The sequence below is a fragment of the Pseudoalteromonas sp. SCSIO_11900 genome, from assembly GCF_000576475.1.
In the GTDB taxonomy this organism is placed as follows: Bacteria; Pseudomonadota; Gammaproteobacteria; order Enterobacterales; family Alteromonadaceae; genus Pseudoalteromonas; species Pseudoalteromonas tetraodonis.
Map to the genome: position 1 here is coordinate 106,806 of NZ_KK070025.1, position 25,069 is coordinate 131,874.

Consider the following 25,069-nt stretch of genomic DNA (forward strand, 5'->3'; position numbering starts at 1 on the left):
CAGCATCCATGCTGTAAATTACTCATCATTAACTCAGTTTCAGGTGTGATCACGGGGAGTTGGAGTATGTTGGTCGATTGGTTTTTATAAGTACTGGCAGACGTTTAATTCATGCTTTTAGTTTTAAGAGACGACAGGAAAATCATGTACGAAAATCGTTTTACTAATTGGGTACGTTGGTGTGATAGAAATGTAACTGAGGAAGTTAACTACCCTGGCATTTATATTGTCGCGGTTGCAGATGAAGATATATCGGGTAGTAATTTTTCATGGACTACAGATATTGCTTATGTAGGTATGACCAACTCTTTGAAGGGTATTGCTGGAAGGCTTAAGCAATTTGATAACACCATCAAAGGCAAAAGCGGACATGGGGAGCTGATCGCATGCGATTAAAATACCAAAATTATAACGAGTTAGTGAATAAATTATATGTGGCTGTAGCACCCTTCACCTGTAATGTTAAATCGCACAAACCTGAAGATTTACGCGTAATGGGTGAAGTTGCGAAATTTGAATATGATTGCTTTGCATACTTTACAGAGTTATTTGGGTGTCTTCCTGAGTTTAATGATTACGCCAAATCGCCTAAATATAGTTTAACGTTAGGGAAGATAAACTAACTTTATTGCGTCTTAATATGCCTTTAAAAGTTGTGTTGTTGGTATTGCTTGTAGTCGTGATTTTTACATAGGTTTGTTAGATGAAGGGAGTTATAACTTCTATTCGAAGTTATGTCGCGTTGGCGATGGCAACCAAAGGGCGGCATTTGAGAAATATTTTGACATTTTACGAGGTAATTCGTCCATGAAGCAGGGTTCCTGTCAGCACCCATGCTTCCACTTCCTCGTGCTGCGAAGCTTTGCTTCGGTCACTCGTTACCCACGGCGCACCCGAGGATCACACTGTGTCCTCAAGTTAAAAATTGATGTGAACGTAAGCGTCGTGTATTCGCCACCAATGGCGAAGTCACGGCTTAGCTTAAATTGTTAGGTGCTTGGAATTTGTCGGGAACAAAATTTCACCATGCAAGTGATTAGTCATCAATTTACAACTTTCAGGTGTGATCACTGGGGAATTGGAGTGTGTTGGTAGAGCGGTGGTTATGGCTAAAGCAGGCCTTTCTTTTGTAGTCACGAATAGCGATGTAAAAAATTAATATAATTAAGAAGACTTAATTAGGGATTAAATAATGAATAAAAAAATTTTTATAAGTTATGCGCATAAAGATGAGCTTTACAAAGAAGAACTAATAGAGCATATGTCTGGTTTAAGAAGAGCAGGTATAATTAATGAGTGGAATGATAGGAAAATAGTTGCTGGACAAAACTGGGAGGAAGAAATTTCAAGTAGCTTAACATCCTCTAATATAATTCTATTTTTAATCAGCGCATCTTTCATGAATTCAGATTATTGTATGGGTGTTGAAGTCAAAACAGCCTTAGAAATGCATGAGAGAAGAGAGGCACAACTAATACCCATTGTAATAAGAGCTGTAGATTGGAGTGATTCTGAAATTTCGAAAATACAGGGGCTCCCGAAAGATGCTAGGCCAATATCTTCTTGGGAAAATGCGGACGAAGCATGGCTAGATGTGATTAGTGGTTTAAAAAATCATATTCAAAATTTTGAGCCAAAGACACCTGCTGTTACTAGTATTGTTAATTCTACTGAAATAAATTGCACAAAATTTATAAATGATTGGTTAGTCGATACTGAAATAGTATTAACCCATAGAAAAGTAAATCAAGTTAGTTTAAAAGATATTTATGTAATACCAGATATAGAGTTAGAGAGTAAAGATGATTTGGTTGATATCAAATCATCTAAATATCTATTTGAAGAAAAGGGTAGTTACATAATTTCAGGTGAAGAACAGCAAGGTAAAACGTCTTTATTAAAATATCTATATAGAGAACTCCTTAAAGAACAGTACTTACCTCTTTACATTGATGCTAAAACTATAAAAAAGGCATCAATAGAAAGTGAAATTACTAAGCAATTAAATTTACAATATGAAGATCTTACCTATCTAGCTTTTACTTCGAGTAGGAAAGTCATAATACTTCTAGATAATATTGATGAGATTGGTTTAAATCAAAAATATAAAAATAAATTTTTAGCTGATATCAACTTACTTACTCAAAAGGTCTACATTACATGCCACAGTTCATATAATTATATTTATGGTGATTTGCCTGCTTTAGACGATTACGAGAGTATTGAATTGTTAGGGCTGGGTAATAAAAAAAGGGAAGAGTTAGTACAAAAGTGGATCTCATTAGGTGTTGAAGAAAATATTGATGAGAAAGAACTTTATACTAAATGTGATGAATTAAAGTTACGTCTTAATGGAATTATTAAAAAGAATATTGTTCCCCCTAAGCCTATATATATTTTAATGTTACTCCAAATGTTTGAGGCAAATGCTCAGCTTAACTTAGAACTAACGAGTTATGGTCATTGTTACCAACAGTTAATATATCAATCATTTGATAAGGCACATATAAGTAAACAAGATTTCGATAAGTATTTAAACGTTTTAACAGAGCTTGCATGGGAGATTTTTAAAAAGGAGAATAACTTAAACCCTTTTGAGGTTGAGTTGTTTTTTACGAATTACTGTAAAAGCTTTTTATCTATAGATAAGGAAAAAGTACTTAATAAATTAATTAGTCACTCAATCCTCAACGATAATGGCATCAACCTTGGGTTTAAATACCCATATATTTATTATTTTTTTGTAGGTAAAAAAATTGCTGAATCTTATAGAGATAGTGATGAGACAAAAACAAAAATAGAAGGATTGCTTTCAAAATTACATAGAGAAGACTATGCAAATATTTTAATCTTTATTACTCATCATACAAAAGATTCTTGGGTACTACATGAAATTAAATCTGTTTTGGACTCTCTTTTTGAAGAGCATAATGAAGCAACATTAAGTAAAACTCAGCTCTCATTTATGAGCGACTTTATGAAAGCTATTCCAGAATTAATAATCGAGCAGCGTGAAATCCAAAAAGAACGCGATGATCAAAATGATCAATTAGATGAATTAGAACGAAAGAATGAAAGCGAAGAAGGTGAATCATTAGATATCCTCGCAAAGATTAATCAAACATTCAAAGGGATGGAGGTCGCAGGACAAATCATACGCAACCGTCACGCAACCTTAACTCGTCAATCAATGGAGGATCTTGCTAAAACAGGTGCTTTTGCTGGTTTGAGATTCCTTGAATATTTTATTAAAATTTCAGACACTGCTAAAAAAGAAATTATAAAGCTTATTTCAACACACCTTTTAGAACATCCAAACATTTCAAATAAAGAAATAGAGAAGCAAGCTGAAAATGCATATTTGCATCTTACTTATGGAATTATTAATGGGGTCACAAGGAAAATAGCTAGTTCAATTGGCTCAAAAGAAGCACTTGAAGTGTATCGAGAAATGGAATACAAAGTTGGGACACCAGCATTTAACCTTATTAGGCAAGCAATTGATTTGCAGTTCACTAAAACAGTCAATATAGATCATATATCTGCTTGTATAAAAGAATTACAAGATAACCAAGTTTGCTTAAGAATCTTAAAAGAGATGGTCATACAACACATTTATATGTTCCCTGTAGAATATAAAGAAAAACAACAGTTATCTCATTTACTGGGTATTTCTATTCAAGGGCAGCGTTTAATGGATTCTAGGAAAATAGGGAAAGCTTAATATATTTGCTTTACCCAACCGCTAACTTCCCTGCCTCATGCCACATTTTACTTGGCATGGGGTTGGTTAATTCCCACGTTATATTCATTGGCTGGCTGCCGTTGTGGCTTTGGTATTTAACCTCGCCGTAGTTTACAAACCCCATAGTGCGGCCGTTTTCGCCTTTGCCTTGTTCGCGCACAAATAACAGAATGGTTTTACCTGTTTTTTGATGCTCAATATAACTAAGGCCACGGCCGTGTTCTGGGCGTGCGCTATTTTGCGTTTGCCAATGAAACAGGGTGGGGCTGATTGCGTAGTCGTGATATAGCGTGGTGGGCGAATAGGTTTTCTCGCACTTGTTGAGTGTTACAAATAACAGCTCTAGGTTTTGGTTTTTAAATTCTAAAACGCCTTCGCGGGCAGTCGATTTTTTATCAAACGAGTGCGCCCCAAACGCGGCGAGTATTTGTTGGCGCGTGTAGCGGCTGTGTAATTTTATTGCATGATTAGGTAAGCACGCTAAATCGCTTTCTTGCTGGTGAATGCGGTTTATTAACAGCGCAATTACTTGGTTAAGCTCTTGTTGTAGCTCTTTGTGTTTAAGAGCTTGTAAGCTTTGCTCAAGCGTTTTAAAACTTAAACTTGTGCCTGTGTTATCCCAAAAGTTGTAATGCGCCATAAGCGCGTACTGTTGGTTTTGCGCTGTTGGCGTAAAACTAAAGTCGTTTTTACATAAATCACGTAAAAAGCATAAGTAACTGAGCGAGTCGCAGCCGAGTAATTGGGTGTTTATAGCGCGGTAATACGCAGCGTAAATATCGGCTTGATCTGCGGGTATTTCATCACCTTTTAACCAGTGCCAGCCGCCGAGCCTACCGTCTTTTGGTTTGTATATATCTTCAAGCGTGACTTGCGGGTTTATATGTAAAAAGTTACTTAGCGTAAGGGCGTCATTGGTATGTTGCGAATAGCTATTTATAAGCTGCTGTAAACGGCGTTTAGTGTTTATGGCTTGCTGAATATTTTTTAAAATTGTTTGTTGCGTGCGCTTGTGTAGCTCAATACGGCAACCCAGTGGTAAATGCGGGAAGTTGTTTTCAATTTCGGTTTTTATTGGCTGATTACTTTTACCAATGAGTGCGCGGAATTTACTGGCAAAGTCGTACTCTGGGCGGGCGTTGCCTACAAAGTCGAGAACGGTGCAGCATTGCTTTTGGCTATTATCTGGTAAGCGCAAGCCACGGCCTAGTTGCTGTAAAAACAGCGTTAGGCTTTCCGTTGGGCGTAAAAATAACAGGGTATCAACCTCTGGAATATCGATCCCTTCGTTAAAAATATCAACCACGCAAAGTATTTGTATTTCACCCTGGCATAACGCATCTTTTTTCTGTTTACGCTCATTGGCATTTTTGCTAGTAAGCACATCGGCGTTTATACCTGCTAAGTTGAATTTAGAGGCCATAAACTCTGCGTGCTTTTGGCTTACGCAAAATGCCAACGCTTTTATATCGTGAACATTAGTCACTATATCAGCAAGGCTGGATATAATTTTGTTAGCGCGGCTGTTCTCCCCTGTATAAAGGTTACTCAATTCGGTTATATCGTAACGGCCGCCTCGCCATGTTATTTGACTTAGGTCGGTATCGTCATCTAGTCCAAAGTATTGAAACGGGCATAAATGGCGCTGGTTTATTGCCTCTGGCAAGCGAATTTCAGCGGCTATTACACCGCAAAAGTCATCGAGTATATTTGCGCCATCTTGTCGCTCTGGTGTAGCAGTTAAACCAAGTAATATTGTGGGCGTAAAGTGGTTTAAAATAGCGCGATAACTAGCTGCGCTTACGTGATGTACTTCATCTATTACAATATAGTCGTAGTAATCACTTGTTAAGTTGAGCGATTCAACTTGGCTGTTTAATGTTTGGATTGACGCAAATAATTGGTTATAGCGCTGTGGCTTATAGTTACCTACCCACAGCTCCCCAAAGTCGTTATTTTTAAGCACGCCACGATAAGCGCTTTGTGCTTGTTTAAGTATTTCTTCACGGTGGGCTACAAACAAAAAGTGTGCGTTTGGGTTTTTATCGTAAACGGCTTTAAAGTCAAATGCCGATATTATTGTTTTACCTGTGCCGGTTGCGGCAACTACTAAGTTTTTAAAGCGATCATGAACGCTACGCTCAACGCTTAGTTTTTCTAAAATAGCGAGTTGATGGGTTTTTGGCGTGATATCAAAATAAAACTGACTGCTTGCTTGGCCAACACCGCGTTGCTCATTAAGTGAATTTATGAGCTTTTCTTTACATTCAGTTTTGCCAGTAAATAGCTCGAAATCTGGCGACTGCCAATAGGTTTCAAAGGTACTTTTGGTTTTGGCTATGATGTGCGGGATTTCTTGCGCGGTAATTTTTAAGTTCCACTCAAGGCCGCTGGTAAGCGCCGAATGCGATAAATTAGACGAGCCAATATAACCGGTATGAAACCCCGTATTACGCATAAACAAGTATGACTTTGCGTGTAAGCGCTCTTGCTGGTTGTTGTAACTAAGCTTTACCTCAGTGTTTGGCAAGCTTGCTAAAAACTCAACCGCTTTAGCATCCGTTGCACCCATGTACGAGGTGGTAATTACTTTGAGTTTATTACCGCTTTTAGTAAAGGCTTCAAGCTCATTTTTAAAAATGCGCAGCCCCGTCCATTTTATAAATGAGACAAGCCAGTAAATAGTGTCGGACGATTTAATCTCGCGTTTTAGCTCGGTTTCGAGCGATATACCTGCATTAGCACCGCTAAATAACTCGCTTTGGGTAAGCCCTGTGATTGGGAATATATCTCTGGAATAGTCTTTAAGATTGGCTGCAATGGGGTTTTGAGTATTAAACAGGGCAGTGAGTATTCGGCCTTGGCTGTCGATAAGGTTTTCGTTGATCAGTTCGTCATCGCGAATATGATCTTTAAGCCACAGCACAAGGCTATTTGCGAGATTAATTTGCTCTTGCAAACGCTCGTTTGAATTAGGGATTGCATCAATGGCATGTTCAACCAGTTTACCTAAAAAGCGCGAAAGCCACGTAGCCGCCTCAGCCGATTCTAGTTGGCGTTCGCCCACATAAAATTGGTCACGATTTAAGTTTTGCTTAATTACTTGTGTAATTAACTGCTCGTAAATACCAATCTGTTGCATTAAATCGTTCCCTGTTTGCGAGCATTCAGTTTACTAAAAAATGCAATGTAAACAAGCGTTAACTCACTATTGAATTAAAGACCGCTGCCAAGACAATTCCCCGTGATCACACCCGAAATTGAATTAATGGTGAGTAATTTACAGCATGGATGCTGTTAAAAAGCGTAGCTTGGCCACGGATGGCCTATCTACGCTGGTTACGTACATATCATTAATTTAAATTGAGGAAACAGTGTGCTCCTCGGGGCGCCGAGAGATTCCAAAGAGAAGTCGGCGGTTACTTCTCTTTGGTTGCCGTCGCCAACGCGACATTTACTAGTCAAATTTGAAAAACGCTGTATTTTCACAATCACCACACACTAATGAATAAGACTCTTTGCGTTTACTCACTTTGGTATTGGCGCTGGCACATTGCGGGCAAGGCGCTTTCATTGGCGTATTGGTATCGCACTCCCCACATGTAACAAAATAGCCGTAGCGACCTGAGCGAGCTTTAAGCGTCGTTTTATTGTTGCACTGCTTGCACTGTAAATTTATTTCATTGGCAATATTTGGTTGCTTTTGAGTTATTGGCGCAATAGCTGTTGATTCATCTTGATAAATCGGGCTAGTTTCGTGGAGACTTGATGCTATTGCATCAGGTTTTAACTGTGTGGAAGGGGCAATATTTTGCTCTAAAAGAAACTGACAGATCCTAGCTAAGCTTTCTTTACTAAACCACGGACGAACATTGGTCGAAAAAAAGTGCAGGGCGTTTGGTATTGATTCCGGTAGCTTCATTATGTCTAAAAGTTTATCCGCTATAAACTCTGATTTAACGAGTCGCTCTTCAAGCGCTTTTGGTGTGTTATCTCGATTAATTATGGCATTACTCGATATTGCACAAATGCCATGCCATTCACGACCACCAAAGTTTTGTTGTATTTTGCCAAACATCTTAGGGAGTAGGTGTGGAGCATTGTTTATTATCAAACTTTTTAGTAATGCCAGTTGTAGCTCAACTTGTTTGATTGGTGATGGCATTCCTTGCCATTGTCCTCGGTAGCTGCGACTCCACTCTTGATGTTGGTTTATAGCGACTTCACCGGTAATACTTTTTGATTCAATAAGAATAAACCCGTAGGTATAAACAATAAGGTGGTCTATCTGTGCGCTTTCGCCGTTGTGTTTAAACTTTACATCATTAAACACAAATACTTGACGGTGGTCTTTAAATGCGCGACGTAAGTAAAATGCTACGTCTAGCTCTTGTTTTTGACCCGCTTTGATCTTAGAGGAAGTTGTAGTTGATAGAGCTTTATCTTTTAAAATCATGCGACATCCTTTCTGTCATATATGTTTAAAGCATATCACTGAAGTACCTAATAAAAATACTGTTTAAGGATTTTTACTCGCCCTATTTTTATTTAAAGCGTAGCTTTTCGCATCAGCAAGCTTAACGCCTACGGTGATAAAAGGCGCTAGGTTGTGTTCGTTGCTCGTCGCTTGCTGCTCGAAACCGAAATTGGCGTTTAAAATAATCACAGCTAAAACTGGTTTCTACGATTTCAACTTACCAATTAACACAATGAGGCAATTAAGCTCATTATTCGCCTCATTGTGTGAGGCGAATAAATCATATAGACTAAAGCTAATTAACTTAAGGGCACACGCTTATGTGGATATGGCAACAACAAGATTGGCCGAACTTTACGTGGGATGAAAAACAGCTTGCGCCGTTGTTGAGAAAGCTTTGTTTTAACCAAGGTGTGCTGGTTGGTCGCATGGATGGGCAAAGTACGCAGCAAAAACAGCAAGCACTTGATACTTTATTGGCTAATATTATTCATTCAAGCGCAATTGAAGGTGAAAAACTCAATGCGTTTTCGGTACGTTCGTCACTAGCTAAAAAACTCCACATTGATGAGCAGCCTTATCCAACCACAGTGCAAAGCGATAATCTTGCAGAGATCATGTTGGATGCAATTAATAACACCGATACACCGCTTGATTTAGAACGTGTGTTGAATTGGCATCGTTTATTGTTTGCAGGTGAACAAGGATTATTTACTCAAATAGCGGGCGGTCAATTACGTGGCAACGAGCCAATGCAAATTGTATCAGGGCGATTAGATAAACCCGTATTACATTTTACTGCTCCACCAAGAGATGTTATCGAAAACGAACTCGCTGTTTTTTTTAATTGGTTTAATGCAGGTTATAATGATCGACACGAAGACCCTTTTATTCGTGCTGCAATCGCTCATTTGTGGTTTGTAACCTTACACCCATTTGAAGATGGTAACGGGCGTATTACGCGTCTTATTACAGATTTAGCGCTTGCTCAAGAGCATAAAGAGTCGATACGGTTCTATGCGATGTCGGTGGCAATTTTAGAAGATAGAAAAGGCTATTACGAGGTCTTAGAGGCAACACAGCGTGGTGATTTGTGCATTACACAGTGGATTACCTGGTTTTTAAATACGCTCAATAAAGCCGTTGAATCTACCCTGAAGAATATTGAGCAAACTGTCGCTAAAACTAATTATTGGTTTAAAAAAGATCAAACTAGACTAAATGAACAGCAAGTAAAAGTGCTTAATAAATTACTTGATGGCCAATTTGAGCAGGGCATCAGTGCGAGTCAGTATCAAAAAGTGGCTAAGGTAAGTCGTGCTACGGCGACGCGCCACTTATCAGATTTACAAACACTGGATTATATAAAGAAAACCGCAGCGGGTGGTCGCAGTACTCGTTATAAAATAGCCAAATGATTTTAAAAAGTTTAAAGCTTTTATCTATAATTCAAAGCCCTACTATTTCAAACACGATAACACTAAGGTGAGGCAATTAAGCATGCTATTTGCCTCATTGTGTGAGGCAAATAATGGCGTAAAAAGTAACCTAATTTAAAAGCGGTATTTTTCGCGTCAGCAAGCTTAACGCCTACGTTGATAAAGGCCGCGGGCTTCGAGCAGCGAGTAACGAGCTTTACAAACAGCCTGATATCAGCCCTGAACCTAGAGTCTACTCTTTTAGCGCAGCGTCTCTTTGCCTTCTTTGTGAATAATTTACTTAAAACATGTTTGCACAAAGAGAAGACAATGAGGGGTAAATGAGAAAGTGGAACATCAAACTGGTAGCAGCGGGTTTACCCCGCGTTTTTGTGTTTAATGACCTTGGCCTAAGTAAAATTTAAAAAGGTTAAAGGTTAAAGGTTAAAGGTTAAAGGTTAAAGGTTAAAGGTTAAAGGTTAAAGGTTAAAGGTTAAAGGTTAAAGGTTAAGGGTTAAAGGTTAAAGGTTACGAGCTGCGAGGCGCGGGTATAGTTCAATGACCTAGGCCTGACGCGATATAAAATCGCTGCTACCAAGAGTTATCACCACGTAGCAGCGGGTTTACCCCGCGTTTTTGTGTTTAATAACCTAGGCCTGACCCGATATAAAACCGCTGATACGAAGGGCGTTTACTGCTATAAAAATTTTGCACCACAGAGGTTCTCGAGGCGCTTTGCGCTGCAAGGAGATGTTGCGGTATTTTTTAAGCATTTCTCTGTGAACTCTGTGTTCTCGGTGGTAAATACATATTTAGGTTTAACACTGACGCGATATAAAATCGCTGCTACCAAGAATTATCACCACGTAGCAGCGGGTTTACCCCGCGTTTTTGTGTTTGATAACCTAGGCCTAAGTAAAATTTAAAAAGGTTAAAGGTTAAAGGTTAAAGGTTACGAGGTGTGAGGTGCGAGGCGCGGGTATAGTTTAATGACCTAGGCCTGACGCGATATAAAATCGCTGCTACCAAGAATTATCACCACGTAGCAGCAGGTTTACCCCGCGTTTTTGTGTTTAATAACCTAGGCCTAAGTAAAATTTAAAAAGGTTAAAGGTTAAAGGTTAAAGGTTAGCGCAGCGTCTCTTTGCCCTCTTTGTGAATAAATCACTTAAAACATGTTTGCACAAAGAGAAGACAATGAGGGGTAATAAGAAAATATAAAAACAGGGGTTAGGTTTTACCATCCCCCCGTAGCTCGTAGCCCGAAACCCGCGCTCCAAACATAAAACGCGCTGCATAAAGCCGCGCCTGCAGGTCAGTCGGCCAGGGCGCTATTTGTGGGTTGATAAGCGCCATTATCTAACGCATCAAAGTAGGCTTGATAACGGCCGCTTTGTTTAAATTTAAGTAATTGCTGGTTAAATATTTCAAGCCGCTGTTCACTGAGTGGGTTATTTTTAGGGAACATCACAAAGCTTTTATTGATTAATAGTGGCCTTGGGTGATGCACAATGGCATTTTTTATTGTAGGTAGTTGACCTGCCAATATGTGATAGCCTACGCTTTTTTCCTCGGCAAAGGCGTCTATTCTGCCCATAGCTAAGCGTTTAAAGTTTTGCTCTGTGGTACTTACTCGCGATATATCAAATAGACCCGCTTGTAGTGCTTTATCAAACTCTTCGCCATAGCTGTAAGCAAGCCCACCACCGAGTAATAAGCCTTTTAAATCGTTTAGGTTTTGCCAATCAAAAGGGCGTTGTTTATGATAAAAAAATACAAAACGCTCGTTTAACACTGGCTCACTGTAAAAATAATCCTCAGCACGTTGTTGTTCAAACATCCATACGGCAGTGGCTGCGTATTTATCATTAATGGTGTCGTGGTAAGCACGCGGCCACGGTAAAAAGGTAAAGTTAACTTTAATGTTAGCTTGTGCAAATATATCGGTAATTAAATGCGCAACCACGCCTTTGTGAGGCAGCGATTCGCTTAAAAAAGGCGGCCATTCGCCTGTACTTATATTTAAAGCAGCATGGTGATTAGCCGCTTTGCTTGAGGGTTGTATTGCTTCAATAGCGTGCGTGTAATGACTGGTAAAAGCCATCAGCAAGAAAGATGCGATATAGATACGGTATCTTACTTTAGCTGATAACATAACATTCATGTGTATAAGTCTCTCCTTTTATTAAATATACCCTTTTTGGATATAAAGCGGCTTTAAATGCTGCTTAAAAAATAAACTATTTTAAAGGCTTTAACTGAATCTAAGCTTAAGGGCTATACCGTCGGTTTACAGACTTATTTTAAGTATTTTTATGTTACCGCGTTATTCTTTTGTTTGCATTTTTTTTGCGCGTTCTTCTGCATCGATGAGTGCTTGTGATTTAGGCGCGCGTTTTTTTTCTTCTATTTTTGGTTTTTGTGGTGAATTTGGATCCCAGCTTTCATCAAGCGATAAATTAGCAAATGGATTGCTGCTTTGTGGTGAGTTATCGCGCGTACTTGGCTCTTCAGGGGCAACCTTTACTTGCCCTGCCGTTACCGGTGTTTTTTTAGTAGGTAGTGGCGCGTCGGGATCGAAAGTGCGTACTTCTGGCTCTTTAAAGTCGTGTTCAGTGGTTGAGCTTAATGATGAACGCTGCTTTTTTGCAGGATGGAAATCAGCTTGTGGCTGATGGGGTGCAATGGGTTCAGGTGCGCTGTGTGAAGGCTTTATAGGCGCTTCATGTTGACCCTTTTTGATTGGCTGATTTATAGGATTACGCTGTATTTTGCTTTGTTTGGCTTCGGGGTCAAAATCTCTTACTTGTGGCTCGGCAAACTCTGTTGCATTTTTTATCCGCTCTAAGGTTGCTTTAGCAGCTGCTTCAAACTCTGCCGTGTTAGGCTCCGACTTTATTTTCACTGTATTAACTCGACGAGAATCAGGCTCTTTACCCTTGCTTTCGACGGCTGGGTTTTGCAGATCAGAGCCAGTCACCATCGGCTCAGTAACAACACTGTGAGTTTGATCATTGTCGTGACTTGGGGGCATTTGCAATGGTATGCCAGTATCAGCCACTTGTTTATTTTGCTTAATATTACGCAGGCGCATTAATACTACAACCGTAATTACCACAATTAACAATAGTGCCACACTTGGTAATACTAGCGAGATTATATTAGCCCCTTTGGGAATAGAAGAGGCAATAACGGCTGTTTGCTCGCTGGTATTTATAGTGATAGGTACGGCGGTTTGTGCAGGCTCAACGGTGGCTTTTTTTACCTTTGGTTGCGTATTTTCCTCAGTGTTTGATAATTCACTGGCCGGTATTTTGCTGGGCTGTGCATTTTTTTCAGAAGCGCCGCTTTGTGCAGCCGCAGCTGTTACATTGACTTGTGACTCATCAGGTGCTGTTGTGGTTGATGCTACTGGGGCATTTTTTTTAGCTTGCTCTATAGTTTGAGTGGCGCTTTGTTTGATTACATTATTTTGGGGTGCAGTTGCACTTTGCTCAGTTGCAGCGTCTGGCAACGTTGGCTGTAAAGTGGGTTCTGTTTGTTGTGGTTTTACAACCTCCGGGGTCGATTGTTCAATAACCGGCTGCGGTTTAGGCTTTGCTACTGGCAAAGTGCGTGCCGCTTGCGGAACACTGCAGTTTTTTTCAAAGTCTCGCGCAGCATTACGGTATTTACGGCTGGCTTTATTATTGCTGTGTTGCTGCATTTCTTGTTTTATAAGAATACACATAGCTTCGTTATAAGCGGCACTGCTGGCACTATAAAACAAAGCAAAACAAAAAAGTAAGCAACTCAGTAACGGTTTCATAAAACTCAAAAGTGGTTAAGCATCAATGCCCTAATCTTAAGCGTAAAGTGAAAAATTATCTAGAAGCGCCTAGCGTTAATTAGGGTTTGTTGACCTTTGCGGATTACAATTTGTTCAAACTAGGGGCGGTTTAATCGCGGCGCGAGGTTTGTAACCTAGTGGGCTAAGTAAAAACCGAGCAAAGCTTCCGTGTCCTGCTCACGCCCCTTACCTACATCCATGTAGGCAACAAAGAGTAAATCGCTCCTAGGCAGAACCCGAAGGGCAGCGCCTGTTTGGCATTGATGCTGCGTTATCGCCTATTTATGGGGAACAACCACACCACATAGGCTCTGCCTTGCCTAAATACCAAACAGACTGCTGCAAATTTAACCTTGAAAGGTCAACAGACCCTAGTCAATTACCATTAAGCTTCGGTACTCGTCGTAAGCAAATTGGTCGGTCATACCGCTAATGTAGTCTTGAATTAACCGACAGCGATAATAAAATTCATAGGCGGCAAAATGATCGGGCTCTTCTTGCATCGCATTTATGGCATGCTGATAGCTACTTAAATGCTTTTTAGAGAGCTTTTTAACGAGTCTCGATTCTATTAATAAGCGGTTGTCGCCATGCAATGCACGTTTAAAGTCATCGCTACTCAAAAGCAGCAAAGGTTTATAGCAATCGAGTAGGCCATTAATAATACGGTAGCCTTGCAGTTCGAGCTTTTCGACCTCTTTATGAGAAAATACATGCTCAAGTGCCACTTGCTTAAGGGCTTGGGTTACTGCATGCAGGTAGCTGCGGTCTTCTAATAATGCATGGTTAAAGTCACCATGATAAATTGGCTCTATGTTTTCAATAAAGCGTTTAGCAGCATGATTTACTAATGGGTGCAGTAACGATACACGCAAATAAATAAAAAATTCACTATTAAAATTAAAGGGCTGTGCTTGCGCCCGTTCTATGGCGTAGTTTATGGCGTCGTCCACAAAGCTTTGGTGTTGAGTGTCGTTAAGAGCAAGGTTAATTAATGCTTTTTGATACTGCTTTTTTAGTTGCTCGCATAATAACTGTGTGGTGATAATGTCTTTTTCTACGGCGTCTTCTATGTCGGCAAGGCAATAAGAAATATCGTCAGCGGCTTCCATAATATAACTGGCAGGGTGACGGCAATAGGGCTCCATTTTCAGCTCAGTTTGCAGTGCTTCAATAAAGCTTTTTTCACTGTAGTAATATCCCACTTTTTTCATAATGTAGTTTTTATTTTGAGGAATATCTTGCTTCGCTAAACTTGCTGGACGGGTGTACTTTAAAATAGCGGCAGTTTGGCTATAGGTTAAATTTAGGCTTAGCAAAGAGTGAATAATGCGTATGCCTTGAGCGTTGCCTTCAAAGCTGCAAATATCTTGGGCTAAATGTTTAAAAATAACGCCAATGCTGCTGTTTGTGATTTGGCAACGCTCAGGTGTAATACTGGCTAAATGGGTATTAAACCAATTATTAATGGCAGCCTCGCCAAAGTGACCAAACGGCGGGTTACCAATATCGTGCATTAGGCAGGCCATTTCTACTAGAGTTTCTAGTGGGCGTTCTAAACCCGATAAACCATATACTTTTTGCTGTTGGTAGTTTAAGTTAGCAAAAATACGTTGCACAATAAATCGACCAACTTGTTGTACTTCTAATGAGTGAGTCAGGCGCGAGCGTACGGCTGCATTGCGTTCAAGCGGAAATACTTGGGTTTTTTGTTGCAGGCGACGAATGGCGGCACTGTTTATTATGCGGCCACGATCGCTCTCAAGTGCCATTTGTAAATTGGCTGTAGTACGCTGCATACGCGCAGGAGTTATTTTGCTACTAAAGTCGATCATGGCAATCCTTTTTTATGTGAATTAAGCACTTATTAAACGCACGATTATTTATTTTTAATAGTTTGCTTTAATTTATCAACATGTATCATAAAGTAACAACTTGCTTTAGTATTATTTTTTATAAAATTAACATACATCTAGGTATTTAAAATGAAGTTGTGGATCACTAAGGTAATGTGTTTTTGCCTTTTATTGGGTGTGAATAGTGCGTTTGCCGCTAAAGAGCAAACGGTTGTTATGATCTCTATTGATGGCTTGCGTTGGGATTACATTGAAAAGCACGGTGCGCCTAATTTAAAAGCAATGGGTGAGCAAGGCGTAAGAGCGCAAAAAATGCAGCCTGTTTATCCTACTAAAACGTTTCCAAATCATATTTCGGTGATCACCGGTTTACTGCCTGTTAACCATGGCATTGTAGATAATAAGTTTTGTGACAAAGCGCGCAATAATGAGTGCTACAGCATGGGGAAAGGACAAAAAGACAGTACCTGGGTACGCGGCACACCACTGTGGAATTTAGTTAAAATGCATGGGCTTAAATCGGCGGTATACTTTTGGCCTGAGTCGGATGCGCGCTTTAATGGTATGACGCCTGACTATTATTTTCACTACTCTAAACAAGGTGACTACCAAGACCGAATTGATCAAATCATTCAATGGTTAAGCTTACCTAAAGCACAGCGCCCACGTTTTGTGGCGAGTTATTTTTCGCTAGTGGATAGCATGGGGCATGAATATGGCCCCGATGCGGTGCAAACGCGTGATGCCGTTAAACAGCTAGATGCGCTGATGGGGCAATTAAAAACCCGCTTGAGTAAGTTAGAGCAAGAGGTAAATCTGGTGATTGTGTCTGATCATGGTATGGCACAAGTTGAGCCTGAGCAGAGCATTGTTGTGAGCAGCTTACCTAAAGATGATAACTTTATGATTGTTAATACCGGTCCTCGATTACTTATTTATACTAAAAGCGATGCTAAAAATGCAGATGTTGAGGCTTATAAAGCCCGTTTACACCATGCAGCAAAAGGACGCTACACGGTACTAACAGAGGAGCAGCGTGCAGGATATCACTATAATAAAGGCACTCGTGTCGGCGATATTGTAGTACAAACGACAGCGCCTGCGGTATTTAGCAATAGTGCGAAAGTGCCGTACTTAGGAACGCATGGCTATGCCTATACCGATGATATGGCAGCAACATTTATTGCTACCGGACCGGCGTTTAAAAAAGGGGTGAGCATTGAACGAGTGAATAATTTAGATATTTACCCTGTGCTTGCTAAGGTGATGGGTTTAAAGCTAATGAGTAAAGTGGATAGCGATGGCAAAGCGTTAATGCCTGCTATTAAATAAAAAAATAGCAGTGCATTAATTAGCTGCGCACTTTTAGGCTTTTAACTTACTCCATTTGTTAATGACTAATAGTGCTGCTAAATCCGTTTTCATCACTTTGCAGGGTAAGTGTAAAGTGGTGACGATCGCAAATAGCTTTTACAGTAGCAAGGCCTAATCCAAAGCCGTCTTTTTGCCTTGCAAGGTCGCTTCTGTAAAAGCGTTTGGTTAACTGGCTTAGCTGTTGTTTATTTACCCCTTTACCGTTATCGCTAATTTTTATACTGCTTTTAGAAAGCGTTATTGTAATTTTAGCGTGGTTACCTGCATATTTAATGGCGTTTTGTAGCAAGTTATAACATGCTTGAAACAGTAAGTTTTTGTCTCCTTCAAAAATAGGCTCGTGGTTTTTATGCAGTATTATGTGCTGCTGGTTTTGCTCTGCTGTGGGTTCAAGAATATCTATTATGTCGCTCATTAAAGTAAAGCCATTAACGGGCTCTAATTTTAGTGGAAATTGCCCATGTTCTAAACGTGTTAGCTTTAGCATGGCATCAAAGGTATGTAATACGCTTTCTAATTGCTCTATTGCTATGCCTAGGCTTGGCTGCTTAATGGCTTCCTTTTCTAAATGTAAACGCAAGCGGGTTAGCGGGTTTTTTAAATCGTGGGCAATGTTGTCGGTAATCCCTTGTACTAAAGCAAAGTTTTCTTCAATGCTTTGTAGCATGGTATTGATATGCTTGGCTAAAGTAACAAATTCATCACCTTTTTGTTTATGCACTACTCGCGCCGATAAATCGCCTTTTTGTACTTGCTCGGCCACGTTATTAAAATAATTTACGCGGCGTAAATGTCGTCTAGCAAATATATAACCAAATACACATGTGAGTACTAAACTAAGTAAACACGCCCATGTAGCAATGGTTTTAAACTCTGTAATTAAGCGACTTAAATGCTCAGTAGCTGTAGCAATAACTACTTTGCCGTGTTTTGTTTTTACTATGCCTGTGGTTAATAAGCGTATTTGGCCGCGCTGCGTATCGAGTACTGGAAACTCAACGGTTTTTGGTAGTTTAGGTATATCGCTTGGGAAAAAACTCAACCCTTGGCTTTGAGTTTCGTCGTTTTGCCAAAAAATTAAAATATCGCCTTCGTTTCTAAAAACATTAAGTTGCTTAAAAAACGAGGCTTTATCAAATTTATTAGCTAGCCCCTCTATACGCACTTGCTCGGCGTTTAACTGCCTTTCTACTTGGCGTGTTTGCTCTCCAAGTAATAACTGATAAATAAGCACAATACATAAAACCAATACCACAGAGGTAATGGTCGCAAAGGCGAGGGTTAAGCGCCAAACCGAGCTTACTCGTGGGTTAAATTGCCACCATAATGAATGCTTGTTATTCATTGGCGTGCGCTTTTTGTAAGCGGTAGCCTACACCTCGTATAGTTTCAATGTTTACATGGGCGTTATGCTGTAAAAGTTTTTTACGAAGCCTGGCAATATGTACATCAATTACGTTGGTGCCTGGGTCAAAATGGTATTCCCACACTGATTCAAACAATAAGGTACGAGTAACTAATTTACTTTGATGTTCTAACAAAAAGTGTAATAACTTAAATTCTTTTGGTTGTAAGTTTAGCGGTTTCCCATTTACTTGAGCTTTGTAGTGGCGAAAATCTAGGCTTACATTTTCAAATTCTACGGTGGTTGTTTTTTGCGTGGATTGCGAAGGACGTTTTATGAGTTTTTCTACTCTTATTGCAAGCTCAGAAAACGCAAAAGGTTTGGTAAGGTAATCATCTCCACCGGCTTTTAAACCTGTAACTCTTTCATCTACTTTATCAAGTGCTGAAAGTATAAGTACGGGAGTGTTTTTACCGGTTGCTCTAAGTGCTGCTAGTACTTGTAGTCCATCGAGTTTTGGTAACATACGGTCAAGTATTATTATGTCGTGTTCTTCGCAGGTAGCCATAAGCAATGCTTGTTGGCCGTCGGCTGCAGTATCTACAGTGTAGCCTTGTTCGTTAAATGCTTTATATAAAAATTCGCGATTTTGTTTATCATCTTCGACTAAAAGCAGCTTCATTAATTACCCCATTGCAGCAGAGGTAAGTTTTTACCTGTGGCTAAATCAATGGCTTTTTTGTGTCTGCCTTTTTCTGTAATAAATGTAGCAACTAGGTAGGTTATGCCAGTATCTTGCTCTAATTGCGACTCTAATAAGTAATATGGTGGGGCTGGGCTTATTGATTTTACCAGTTGATGCATGCGGTAGTTTTTTTGCTTCATTAACTTGGCTGCGGCTACTTCGTCTTCTTCGTCAAGTTCTGGCTGTTCGTATTCTTGTTCAATTACTTTACCTTGTGCGTTAACGATTAACTCAATAAAGCGTTTATTTTGCTCATCAAATAAAGTCACTTCGTAAACTGTAATGCCTTTTTCAAACTCAAGTTCAAATTCCACAATTACACCTTGATTGGCATACTTGGTTTCTATTTTATTTAAAATGCTTTGAGCCGAAGGATCTTTAGCTGTATTAAGCTTATTAAATATGGCAGGGTTACTTGCTTGGCAAAATGCGCTAACAAAAAGGGTCGCGCTTAATAAAATATATTTCATAAATAGGCTCTTGTGGCTTGAACGTTATTTTAATGCAAATTAGTTTATCAAATAAACTTAAGGACATGTTTAACTTTAGTAGGGCATGTTACCGCGAAAGGCAAACAGGCCCTTTGCAAAGTCAAATATAACTTATTGTATTTAATCGTCTAGTACGCAGACTCTTACTTGGTTAGTGTTTACCCACTGGCACTCAAGTTCTACGTATTGGTTTGTAAATTGCGATAGAGAGCTATCTTCACTTATGTAGCCCCATATTTCAGCTTGGTTATTTGTATTTAATGTAACATTGCCTTTTAAGTGTAGCGTGCTGGTGTTTTCTTCAATTTCGGCCTCAGTAATAAGAGCTTGGCTGTTGTTGTAAGTGCCTTCAAGCTCCAACCATTGCCCGTTTAGAGTTTGTGCAGTTAAGCCATCTTCGTAACGTGTTTGATTAGTAAGCGTAAAGTTGTTGCCATTTATAGTAGCGATGTTGTCGCTAACCGACACCTGCCCTGATACTGAAAACGTATAATTTGTTACGGTAGACTCGGTGTTACTACTGTCAAATTCAATATTTGTGGCTAACAATTGGTTGTTATTTTGTTGCCACTGAGCGTCTACTTCAACCCATTGGCCGGTGATTAAATTAGTGGCTGTGCCATCTTCAAATTGAGTTTGATCATTAATAGCAACTTGCCATTTTGAGTTGATAGTTATTAGTGTTTCATCGTTATTTACAAAGGTGATTACGCCTTCAAGCTCTGTTTGCGTGTCATCATTAAAATTAAGGTTTTGCTCGGCATCTACCTCTGTTGCAATAATATGCCCTTCATTTAAAACACCTTCTACCTCTACAAACTGGCCGTTATTTAACGCACCTTCTACCTCGGCTTGTTGGTAGTTAATGAGTAGGTTACCTAAATTAAAAGTGCCAGATTGTGTGTTTAAATTACTTATATTTCCTAGTAATTCAAGTTCTTCTTGACTGTTACTAATTACTGCTTGGTAAGTCACTGCAATGCTATTCGTTGAGTCGATGTATCCGCTTACTTCAAGTAATTCACCTTGGCTAAAGTTTGTGTTTTGAGCATTATTTAAAGTAATGCCTGCAATGCTTAGGGTATCGCCATCAATATACACTGGGCCTTTTAATAGCGGATCGTATTCTATTTCAGTTGCTTGCGAGCCGTTGGTTTCTACTTCAATGTACATACCTACTTTTATGTCTGAAAGGCTGGCGTTGTTGCCATCTAGCTCTACCTTGGCAGAGCTTGCAGGCACTGTGTGGCTGTTTATGGTAATTGCATTACTTGTGACTTCAGATACTTGGCCAATAATAACGCTTGGAAAGTTATTAACCTTAGAAATGACATTAGTTTTATTACTTGATGAGCTGCTGCCACATGCACACAACGCAAGTGAAATTGCAGATAAAGAAATGAGTTTAACAGTACTTTTAATTAGTGAATTATTCATAGCTTACTCCTAGTTATTTATATGGGGTAAGTGTACTTATTACCAAATATTGTAAAGGTGGACGTAACATTAAATTTTGTTAATGTTTAAATTAAATAAAAAAAGAGCGCAAATACGCTCTAAGGGGAAATAATTAAAAAATAGGCTGTAGGCTCACTTTAGTTACTGTTTGCGTTACTTATTTAAAGTTAGTAATACTTATTTTTGTATCGGTTACAGTACGAATACCATATGCTTGGTTGGTCACACCAAATGGAATGCCGTTTACGCTTCAATTTGGGTTTGAGAAATAATCGTACTGAGTTGCACTACCAAACACATGTGGGGAGGCCATAATACTGGCAAATTCATTTTGTACACCGTGGCCCATGCCATCAACATATACGCCACCGCTTGTATCGCCTTGCTTAAGAGAATGCGCTAAACCTTGGTTATGACCCAGTTCATGTACGAACGTTGTTGCTCCACAATCAACGGCTGTTATTGAATACATACGGTTGCTCATTGAGCTGTATAAATTGCCATTCGTACCTTGACCAACCCATGCTAGTAATTGTTAATTTTTATCTTAAAAAAGAATTAGATCAAATTTAAATTGCAACCATAAAGTGGCAATTGCTTTTTTATAACTTATTGTAAGTATTTGCTTTACCTTTTTTAGGTATTTTTTTTGGTTTAATAGGATGGTTTTTTTGTAGTAATGGCGCACCCTGTGGCATGTTTTTGGGTACGTGCATGTTTTTCAAATCACACCGATTTTGACAAGTAAAACTGACCAATAAAATTTTTTAGTGACGTGCTCATTTTTCATTATTCAAAGGGCTAATTGCAGAGTATAAATAGGCAAAGTATGTTGTATCGTTAAACACCTATTAAAAGAGGGAATTATGGCAGGGACTGATCAGTTACTTAGTCGAATTATGGCAGGACTTGTTGCGGTCATTATTGGTTTTTCAAGTTCTATTGCATTGATTTATCAAGTGGTGATCACCTTAGGTGGTACACCTGAACTTGTGGCAAGCTGGATATTAATGCTGGGGCTAGTAATGGGCGGTACCTCTATTGTGCTGTCGTTTTATTATAAGGTGCCCATTTTAATTGCATGGTCGACCACCGGTGCAGCATTACTGATCTCAAGTGCCCAGGGCTACAACTTACATGAAGCGATAGGCGCATTTATGCTATCAGCCTTATTGGTGCTGGTGTCTGGCATTACCGGTTGGTTTGAAAAAATCATGAACCGTATTCCCAGTGAACTGGCCTGTGCTATGTTAGCGGGGGTATTAGTCACATTTGGTATTGATGTATTTAATTTTATGAACAACATGCCATTGGTAATTGGTTTAATGGTGGTGGTGTACTTTATTGGCAAGCGCTTTTTTGCTCGTTTTGCAATGCTAAGTGTATTGTTAGCGGGTATATTTTTAGCCTGGTATATGGGAAATATCGATACCAGCACCGTGCAGTGGCAGGCAAGCAGCTTTGCTTATATTGCACCAAGCTTTAGTTTGCAGGCATTTATAAGTATTAGTATTCCTTTGTATATAGTCACTATGACTTCACAAAACTTACCCGGTTTCGCTATTTTAAAAGCACATAACTATAAAGCGCCAATATCATCGTCATTAACTGTGACCGGGTTGATAAATTTAGTAACCGCGCCATTAGGCACTTATTCAATTAATTTAGCGGCCATTACGGCTGCTATTTGTATGAGCGAAGAGGCCGATAAAAACCCCGATAAGCGCTATTGGGCGAGTATTGCTGGTGGGGGGTTTTACATTATTATGGCGCTGTGTGCTGCAATGCTAGTGGCGATTGTAGCAAGCTTGCCGCAAGCACTGGTATTGGCGTTAGCGGGTATTGCTTTGTTTGGCACCATCGCTAATAGTTTGCAGCAGTCTTTGCACAGTCCTGAATATACAGAAGCGGCCATTATTACCTTTTTAGTTACGGCTTCTGATTTAACATTATGGTCAGTTGGCTCTGCATGCTGGGGGATAATAGCAGGAGCACTCACGTTAATGGTGACACGTAAGCGCTAAGAGCAGATTTTAGGTGTTAGGTGCGGGGAACGGGTGTCGAGCAACGGGTTTGGTACTGTGCGCGCGAGGTAAACTCACACCTACAGTCGAACACCGTACTTGGCTAATCTCTTGCTGATCGCTGACAGCTAAAACCTAACCGCTGCTCTTTGCTGTCTTAAAGCATTGGCTTTAACACATCAAACATGGCGTCTATGTGATCGTCACGGTCGTTAAGCGCTGCTATATAACGGTATTTTTCGCCGCCGGCTTCTTCAAAAATCTCTCGGTTTTCACCTTCTAATTCTTCAAGTGTTTCTAGGCAGTCGGCGCTAAAGGCAGGGCTGATAATAGCCACATCTTTAATTCCTTTGCTAGGTAAGCTCTCAAGAGTTGCATCTGTGTAAGGTTTTAACCATTCAGCTTTACCAAAACGGCTTTGGAAAGTAGTGATCACTTTGTCTTTATCTAGGCCTAGCTTTTCTACCACTAAACGCGTGGTTTGTTGGCATAAGCAGTAATAGGGGTCGCCATTATCTAAAAACTGTTTAGGCATACCATGATATGAAAACACCATTTTTTGTGGCATGCCGTGTTTTTCTAAATCTTCGCTAATGCTGTTAGCAAGCGACTCTAGGTAGGTTAGGTTTTTGTGATACCCATTTACAAAGTGTAGTTCTGGCACCCAGCGCCATTTTTTTAATACATTTGCCACGGCATCAAATGTTGAGCCTGTGGTTGGACTTGAATATTGTGGGTAAAGTGGTAACACAATAATACGGGTTAAGCCTTTATCTCTGAGCTCTTCAAGCCCCGCTTCGATTGATGGATTACCATAGCGCATCGCCATAACCACTTCGGTGTTGGTATAGCCGTGCTGTTTTAATAAGGCATTTAATTTAATGCTTTGTTGGCGTGTAATGTGGGTCAGTGGCGAGCCATTTTCGGTCCATATGCTTTTATACAATTTAGCTGAGCGTTTTGGGCGAATACGCAAAATGATGCCATGGAGAATTATCATCCACACTATACGTGGTATTTCTACAATACGCGGATCTGACAAAAACTCACGTAAGTAAACACGTAACGCGCTTGCTGTGGGGGCATCGGGGCTACCTAAGTTGGTTAATAAAATACCTGTTTTTTGGTTAAAACGCCCGTCGTGGGGATTATCGGTAACGGCAGAAAATCGCGACACTGTGTGCTCCTTCAAGCAATATATTTGAAAGTAACTATTATGGCTTAGTATAACGAATAAAAGAGTATTTTAGATCAATCATTTAGCCGTTTTAACCATAATTCTAAACGGAGTTGGCTTTTTGGCTTCGAGTTGTTGTAGCTTAACAATCGATTTCGTATTGAAAATATGTCCTTTAGGCAAAAGCATAATACCTGTATGGCTGTGCAGTGAGTTTGCCAATGTCATATTTTCTTTGAGTTCTTGTGCGCTCATCACCTTTATTGAACCAATAGAGCTGTCAGAGGCGATGAGTTTAGCGTGGCTGGCTTCAAGTGCATCGACAATACGCGGATGATATAAGCTGCCACTGTTTGATTTAATACTATTGAGTGAAAATTGATGGCGTTGTTTTGTTGTAAGTAACGGCTCACTTTGCTCGCAACTCTCCCCAATAGTCACGAGCAACACTAAACACCATAGCACCAATGGGCTGGTTTTATGGCTTTAAACTTCACCTCATCATGAATGATGAAGGGGGTTTATTGGCTGTAAAAGTGACAGCTGGGAATGTTGATGATAGACAGCCGATATTAGATATGGTCGATAATGTTACAGGTAGTTTATACGCAGATAAAGGTTATGTATCTGCAAACCTAAAAGCGGAACTTGCTGAGCAAGGTATTGATTTTATGACAGGTCAACGACGTAATATGAAACGTCAGCCAATATCATCTTGAGATAGAGCGATGTTATCAACGCGTTTCATCATTGAAACAGTGTTCGACCAGCTGAAAAATATGGCTCAAATAGACCACACAAGGCACCGCAGCGGCATCTCATTTATGGTTAATTTAATGGCTGGATTAATTGCCTATACTTTTCAGACTAAAAAGCTGAGTATAAAAGCGACTCGGCTTTAATTCTTATGCAGAACTGAGGTCAATTATGCATAAAATCTCAATGTTAACATTGTATTAACTTTGGGTGGTGTGATATTAAATTGCTACTTTGGTTGTATTTTGAGCTTTCATAGGTGTTATTTTCCTGTTTTTAAAGCTATTTGCATTCTTATGCTAATTTTATCAAATTTCTGTTTCTTTTTGTTTGTGTATGTTGCTAGGATGTTAGCAATGGGATGCAGGAATATA

General features: G+C 39.7%; 15 protein-coding genes and 4 pseudogenes. 7 read left to right on the plus strand and 12 right to left on the minus strand.

Translation table 11 applies throughout. The features are described from left to right. Positions 1 to 144 precede the first annotated feature (144 nt). The 3 genes from BG00_RS14800 to BG00_RS14810 all read left to right on the plus strand — a co-directional run bounded on the left by BG00_RS14800 (position 145) and on the right by BG00_RS14810 (position 3,724). Entirely contained in the window at positions 145 to 396 is a 252-nt protein-coding gene (locus BG00_RS14800) for a hypothetical protein (protein WP_036983639.1), read from the plus strand. Further along, entirely contained in the window at positions 387 to 623 is a 237-nt protein-coding gene (locus tag BG00_RS14805; protein WP_036983640.1) for a hypothetical protein, read from the plus strand. The genes BG00_RS14800 and BG00_RS14805 overlap by 10 nt, the downstream gene beginning before the upstream one ends. Before the next feature lie 569 nt (positions 624 to 1,192). After that, entirely contained in the window at positions 1,193 to 3,724 is a 2,532-nt protein-coding gene (locus BG00_RS14810; protein WP_036983641.1) for a toll/interleukin-1 receptor domain-containing protein, read from the plus strand. A gap of 10 nt (positions 3,725 to 3,734) precedes the next feature. Here the strand turns inward: BG00_RS14810 and BG00_RS14815 are convergent, their stop codons facing one another. After that, positions 3,735 to 6,887 (minus strand): DUF3427 domain-containing protein, encoded by a 3,153-nt coding sequence (locus BG00_RS14815; RefSeq protein WP_036983643.1) that lies wholly within the window; start codon positions 6,885 to 6,887, stop codon positions 3,735 to 3,737. Between the two features lie 315 nt (positions 6,888 to 7,202). Beyond that, positions 7,203 to 8,201 carry a nuclease-related domain-containing protein gene (locus BG00_RS14820; protein ID WP_036983644.1) on the minus strand — a complete coding sequence of 333 codons (999 nt, stop codon included), beginning with the start codon at positions 8,199 to 8,201 and terminating at the stop codon, positions 7,203 to 7,205. Between the two features lie 341 nt (positions 8,202 to 8,542). Here BG00_RS14820 and BG00_RS14825 point away from each other — a divergent pair, with 341 nt between their 5' ends. Further along, the gene (locus BG00_RS14825; RefSeq protein ID WP_036983647.1) at positions 8,543 to 9,640 is read left to right on the plus strand and encodes a Fic family protein; all 1,098 of its coding nucleotides are present in this window, start codon (positions 8,543 to 8,545) and stop codon (positions 9,638 to 9,640) included. A 1,315-nt stretch (positions 9,641 to 10,955) separates the two neighbouring features. Here the strand turns inward: BG00_RS14825 and BG00_RS14830 are convergent. The 3 genes from BG00_RS14830 to dgt all read right to left on the minus strand — a co-directional run bounded on the left by BG00_RS14830 (position 10,956) and on the right by dgt (position 15,304). After that, positions 10,956 to 11,804 (minus strand): substrate-binding periplasmic protein, encoded by an 849-nt coding sequence (locus BG00_RS14830; RefSeq protein WP_036983649.1) that lies wholly within the window; start codon positions 11,802 to 11,804, stop codon positions 10,956 to 10,958. A 162-nt stretch (positions 11,805 to 11,966) separates the two neighbouring features. Continuing rightward, the gene (locus BG00_RS14835) at positions 11,967 to 13,448 is read right to left on the minus strand and encodes a hypothetical protein (protein WP_036983651.1); all 1,482 of its coding nucleotides are present in this window, start codon (positions 13,446 to 13,448) and stop codon (positions 11,967 to 11,969) included. A 392-nt stretch (positions 13,449 to 13,840) separates the two neighbouring features. Then, a complete protein-coding gene (gene dgt / locus BG00_RS14840) occupies positions 13,841 to 15,304 on the minus strand; it encodes a dGTPase (protein WP_036983653.1) in 1,464 nt (487 codons plus the stop codon). A 150-nt stretch (positions 15,305 to 15,454) separates the two neighbouring features. Between dgt and BG00_RS14845 the strand changes: the two are divergent. Further along, positions 15,455 to 16,676, plus strand: a pseudogene (locus BG00_RS14845) (alkaline phosphatase family protein). 39 nt (positions 16,677 to 16,715) lie between these two features. Here the strand turns inward: BG00_RS14845 and BG00_RS14850 are convergent. From BG00_RS14850 to BG00_RS14870, 5 genes and pseudogenes are all read right to left on the minus strand, one after another. Continuing rightward, positions 16,716 to 18,044: a HAMP domain-containing sensor histidine kinase gene (locus BG00_RS14850; protein WP_051498255.1), complete on the minus strand. Its 1,329-nt coding sequence runs from the start codon at positions 18,042 to 18,044 to the stop codon at positions 16,716 to 16,718. Next, positions 18,037 to 18,726, minus strand: coding sequence for a response regulator transcription factor (locus tag BG00_RS14855; RefSeq protein WP_036983655.1), 690 nt, complete (start codon positions 18,724 to 18,726; stop codon positions 18,037 to 18,039). Before BG00_RS14855 ends, BG00_RS14850 begins: the two co-directional genes overlap by 8 nt. After that, positions 18,726 to 19,259 (minus strand): PepSY domain-containing protein, encoded by a 534-nt coding sequence (locus BG00_RS14860; RefSeq protein ID WP_036983656.1) that lies wholly within the window; start codon positions 19,257 to 19,259, stop codon positions 18,726 to 18,728. The genes BG00_RS14855 and BG00_RS14860 overlap by 1 nt, the downstream gene beginning before the upstream one ends. A gap of 141 nt (positions 19,260 to 19,400) precedes the next feature. Continuing rightward, the gene (locus tag BG00_RS14865) at positions 19,401 to 20,717 is read right to left on the minus strand and encodes a DUF5666 domain-containing protein (RefSeq protein WP_036983658.1); all 1,317 of its coding nucleotides are present in this window, start codon (positions 20,715 to 20,717) and stop codon (positions 19,401 to 19,403) included. 178 nt (positions 20,718 to 20,895) lie between these two features. Further along, a pseudogene (locus tag BG00_RS14870) lies at positions 20,896 to 21,267 on the minus strand (M12 family metallo-peptidase); the annotation flags it as partial. Positions 21,268 to 21,604: 337 nt separating this feature from the next. Between BG00_RS14870 and BG00_RS14875 the strand changes: the two are divergent. After that, a complete protein-coding gene (locus tag BG00_RS14875; RefSeq protein ID WP_036983659.1) occupies positions 21,605 to 22,762 on the plus strand; it encodes a benzoate/H(+) symporter BenE family transporter in 1,158 nt (385 codons plus the stop codon). A 157-nt stretch (positions 22,763 to 22,919) separates the two neighbouring features. Here the strand turns inward: BG00_RS14875 and hemH are convergent, their stop codons facing one another. Together hemH and BG00_RS14885 are read right to left on the minus strand one after the other, a co-directional pair. Further along, positions 22,920 to 23,939, minus strand: coding sequence for a ferrochelatase (hemH, locus tag BG00_RS14880; protein WP_036983660.1), 1,020 nt, complete (start codon positions 23,937 to 23,939; stop codon positions 22,920 to 22,922). Between the two features lie 78 nt (positions 23,940 to 24,017). Beyond that, a pseudogene (locus tag BG00_RS14885) lies at positions 24,018 to 24,411 on the minus strand (HD domain-containing phosphohydrolase); the annotation flags it as partial. On the opposite strand from BG00_RS14885, the pseudogene BG00_RS18440 reads away from it, so the two are divergent. Continuing rightward, a pseudogene (locus BG00_RS18440) lies at positions 24,407 to 24,841 on the plus strand (IS982 family transposase); the annotation flags it as partial. The pseudogenes BG00_RS14885 and BG00_RS18440 overlap by 5 nt on opposite strands. Positions 24,842 to 25,069 lie beyond the last annotated feature (228 nt).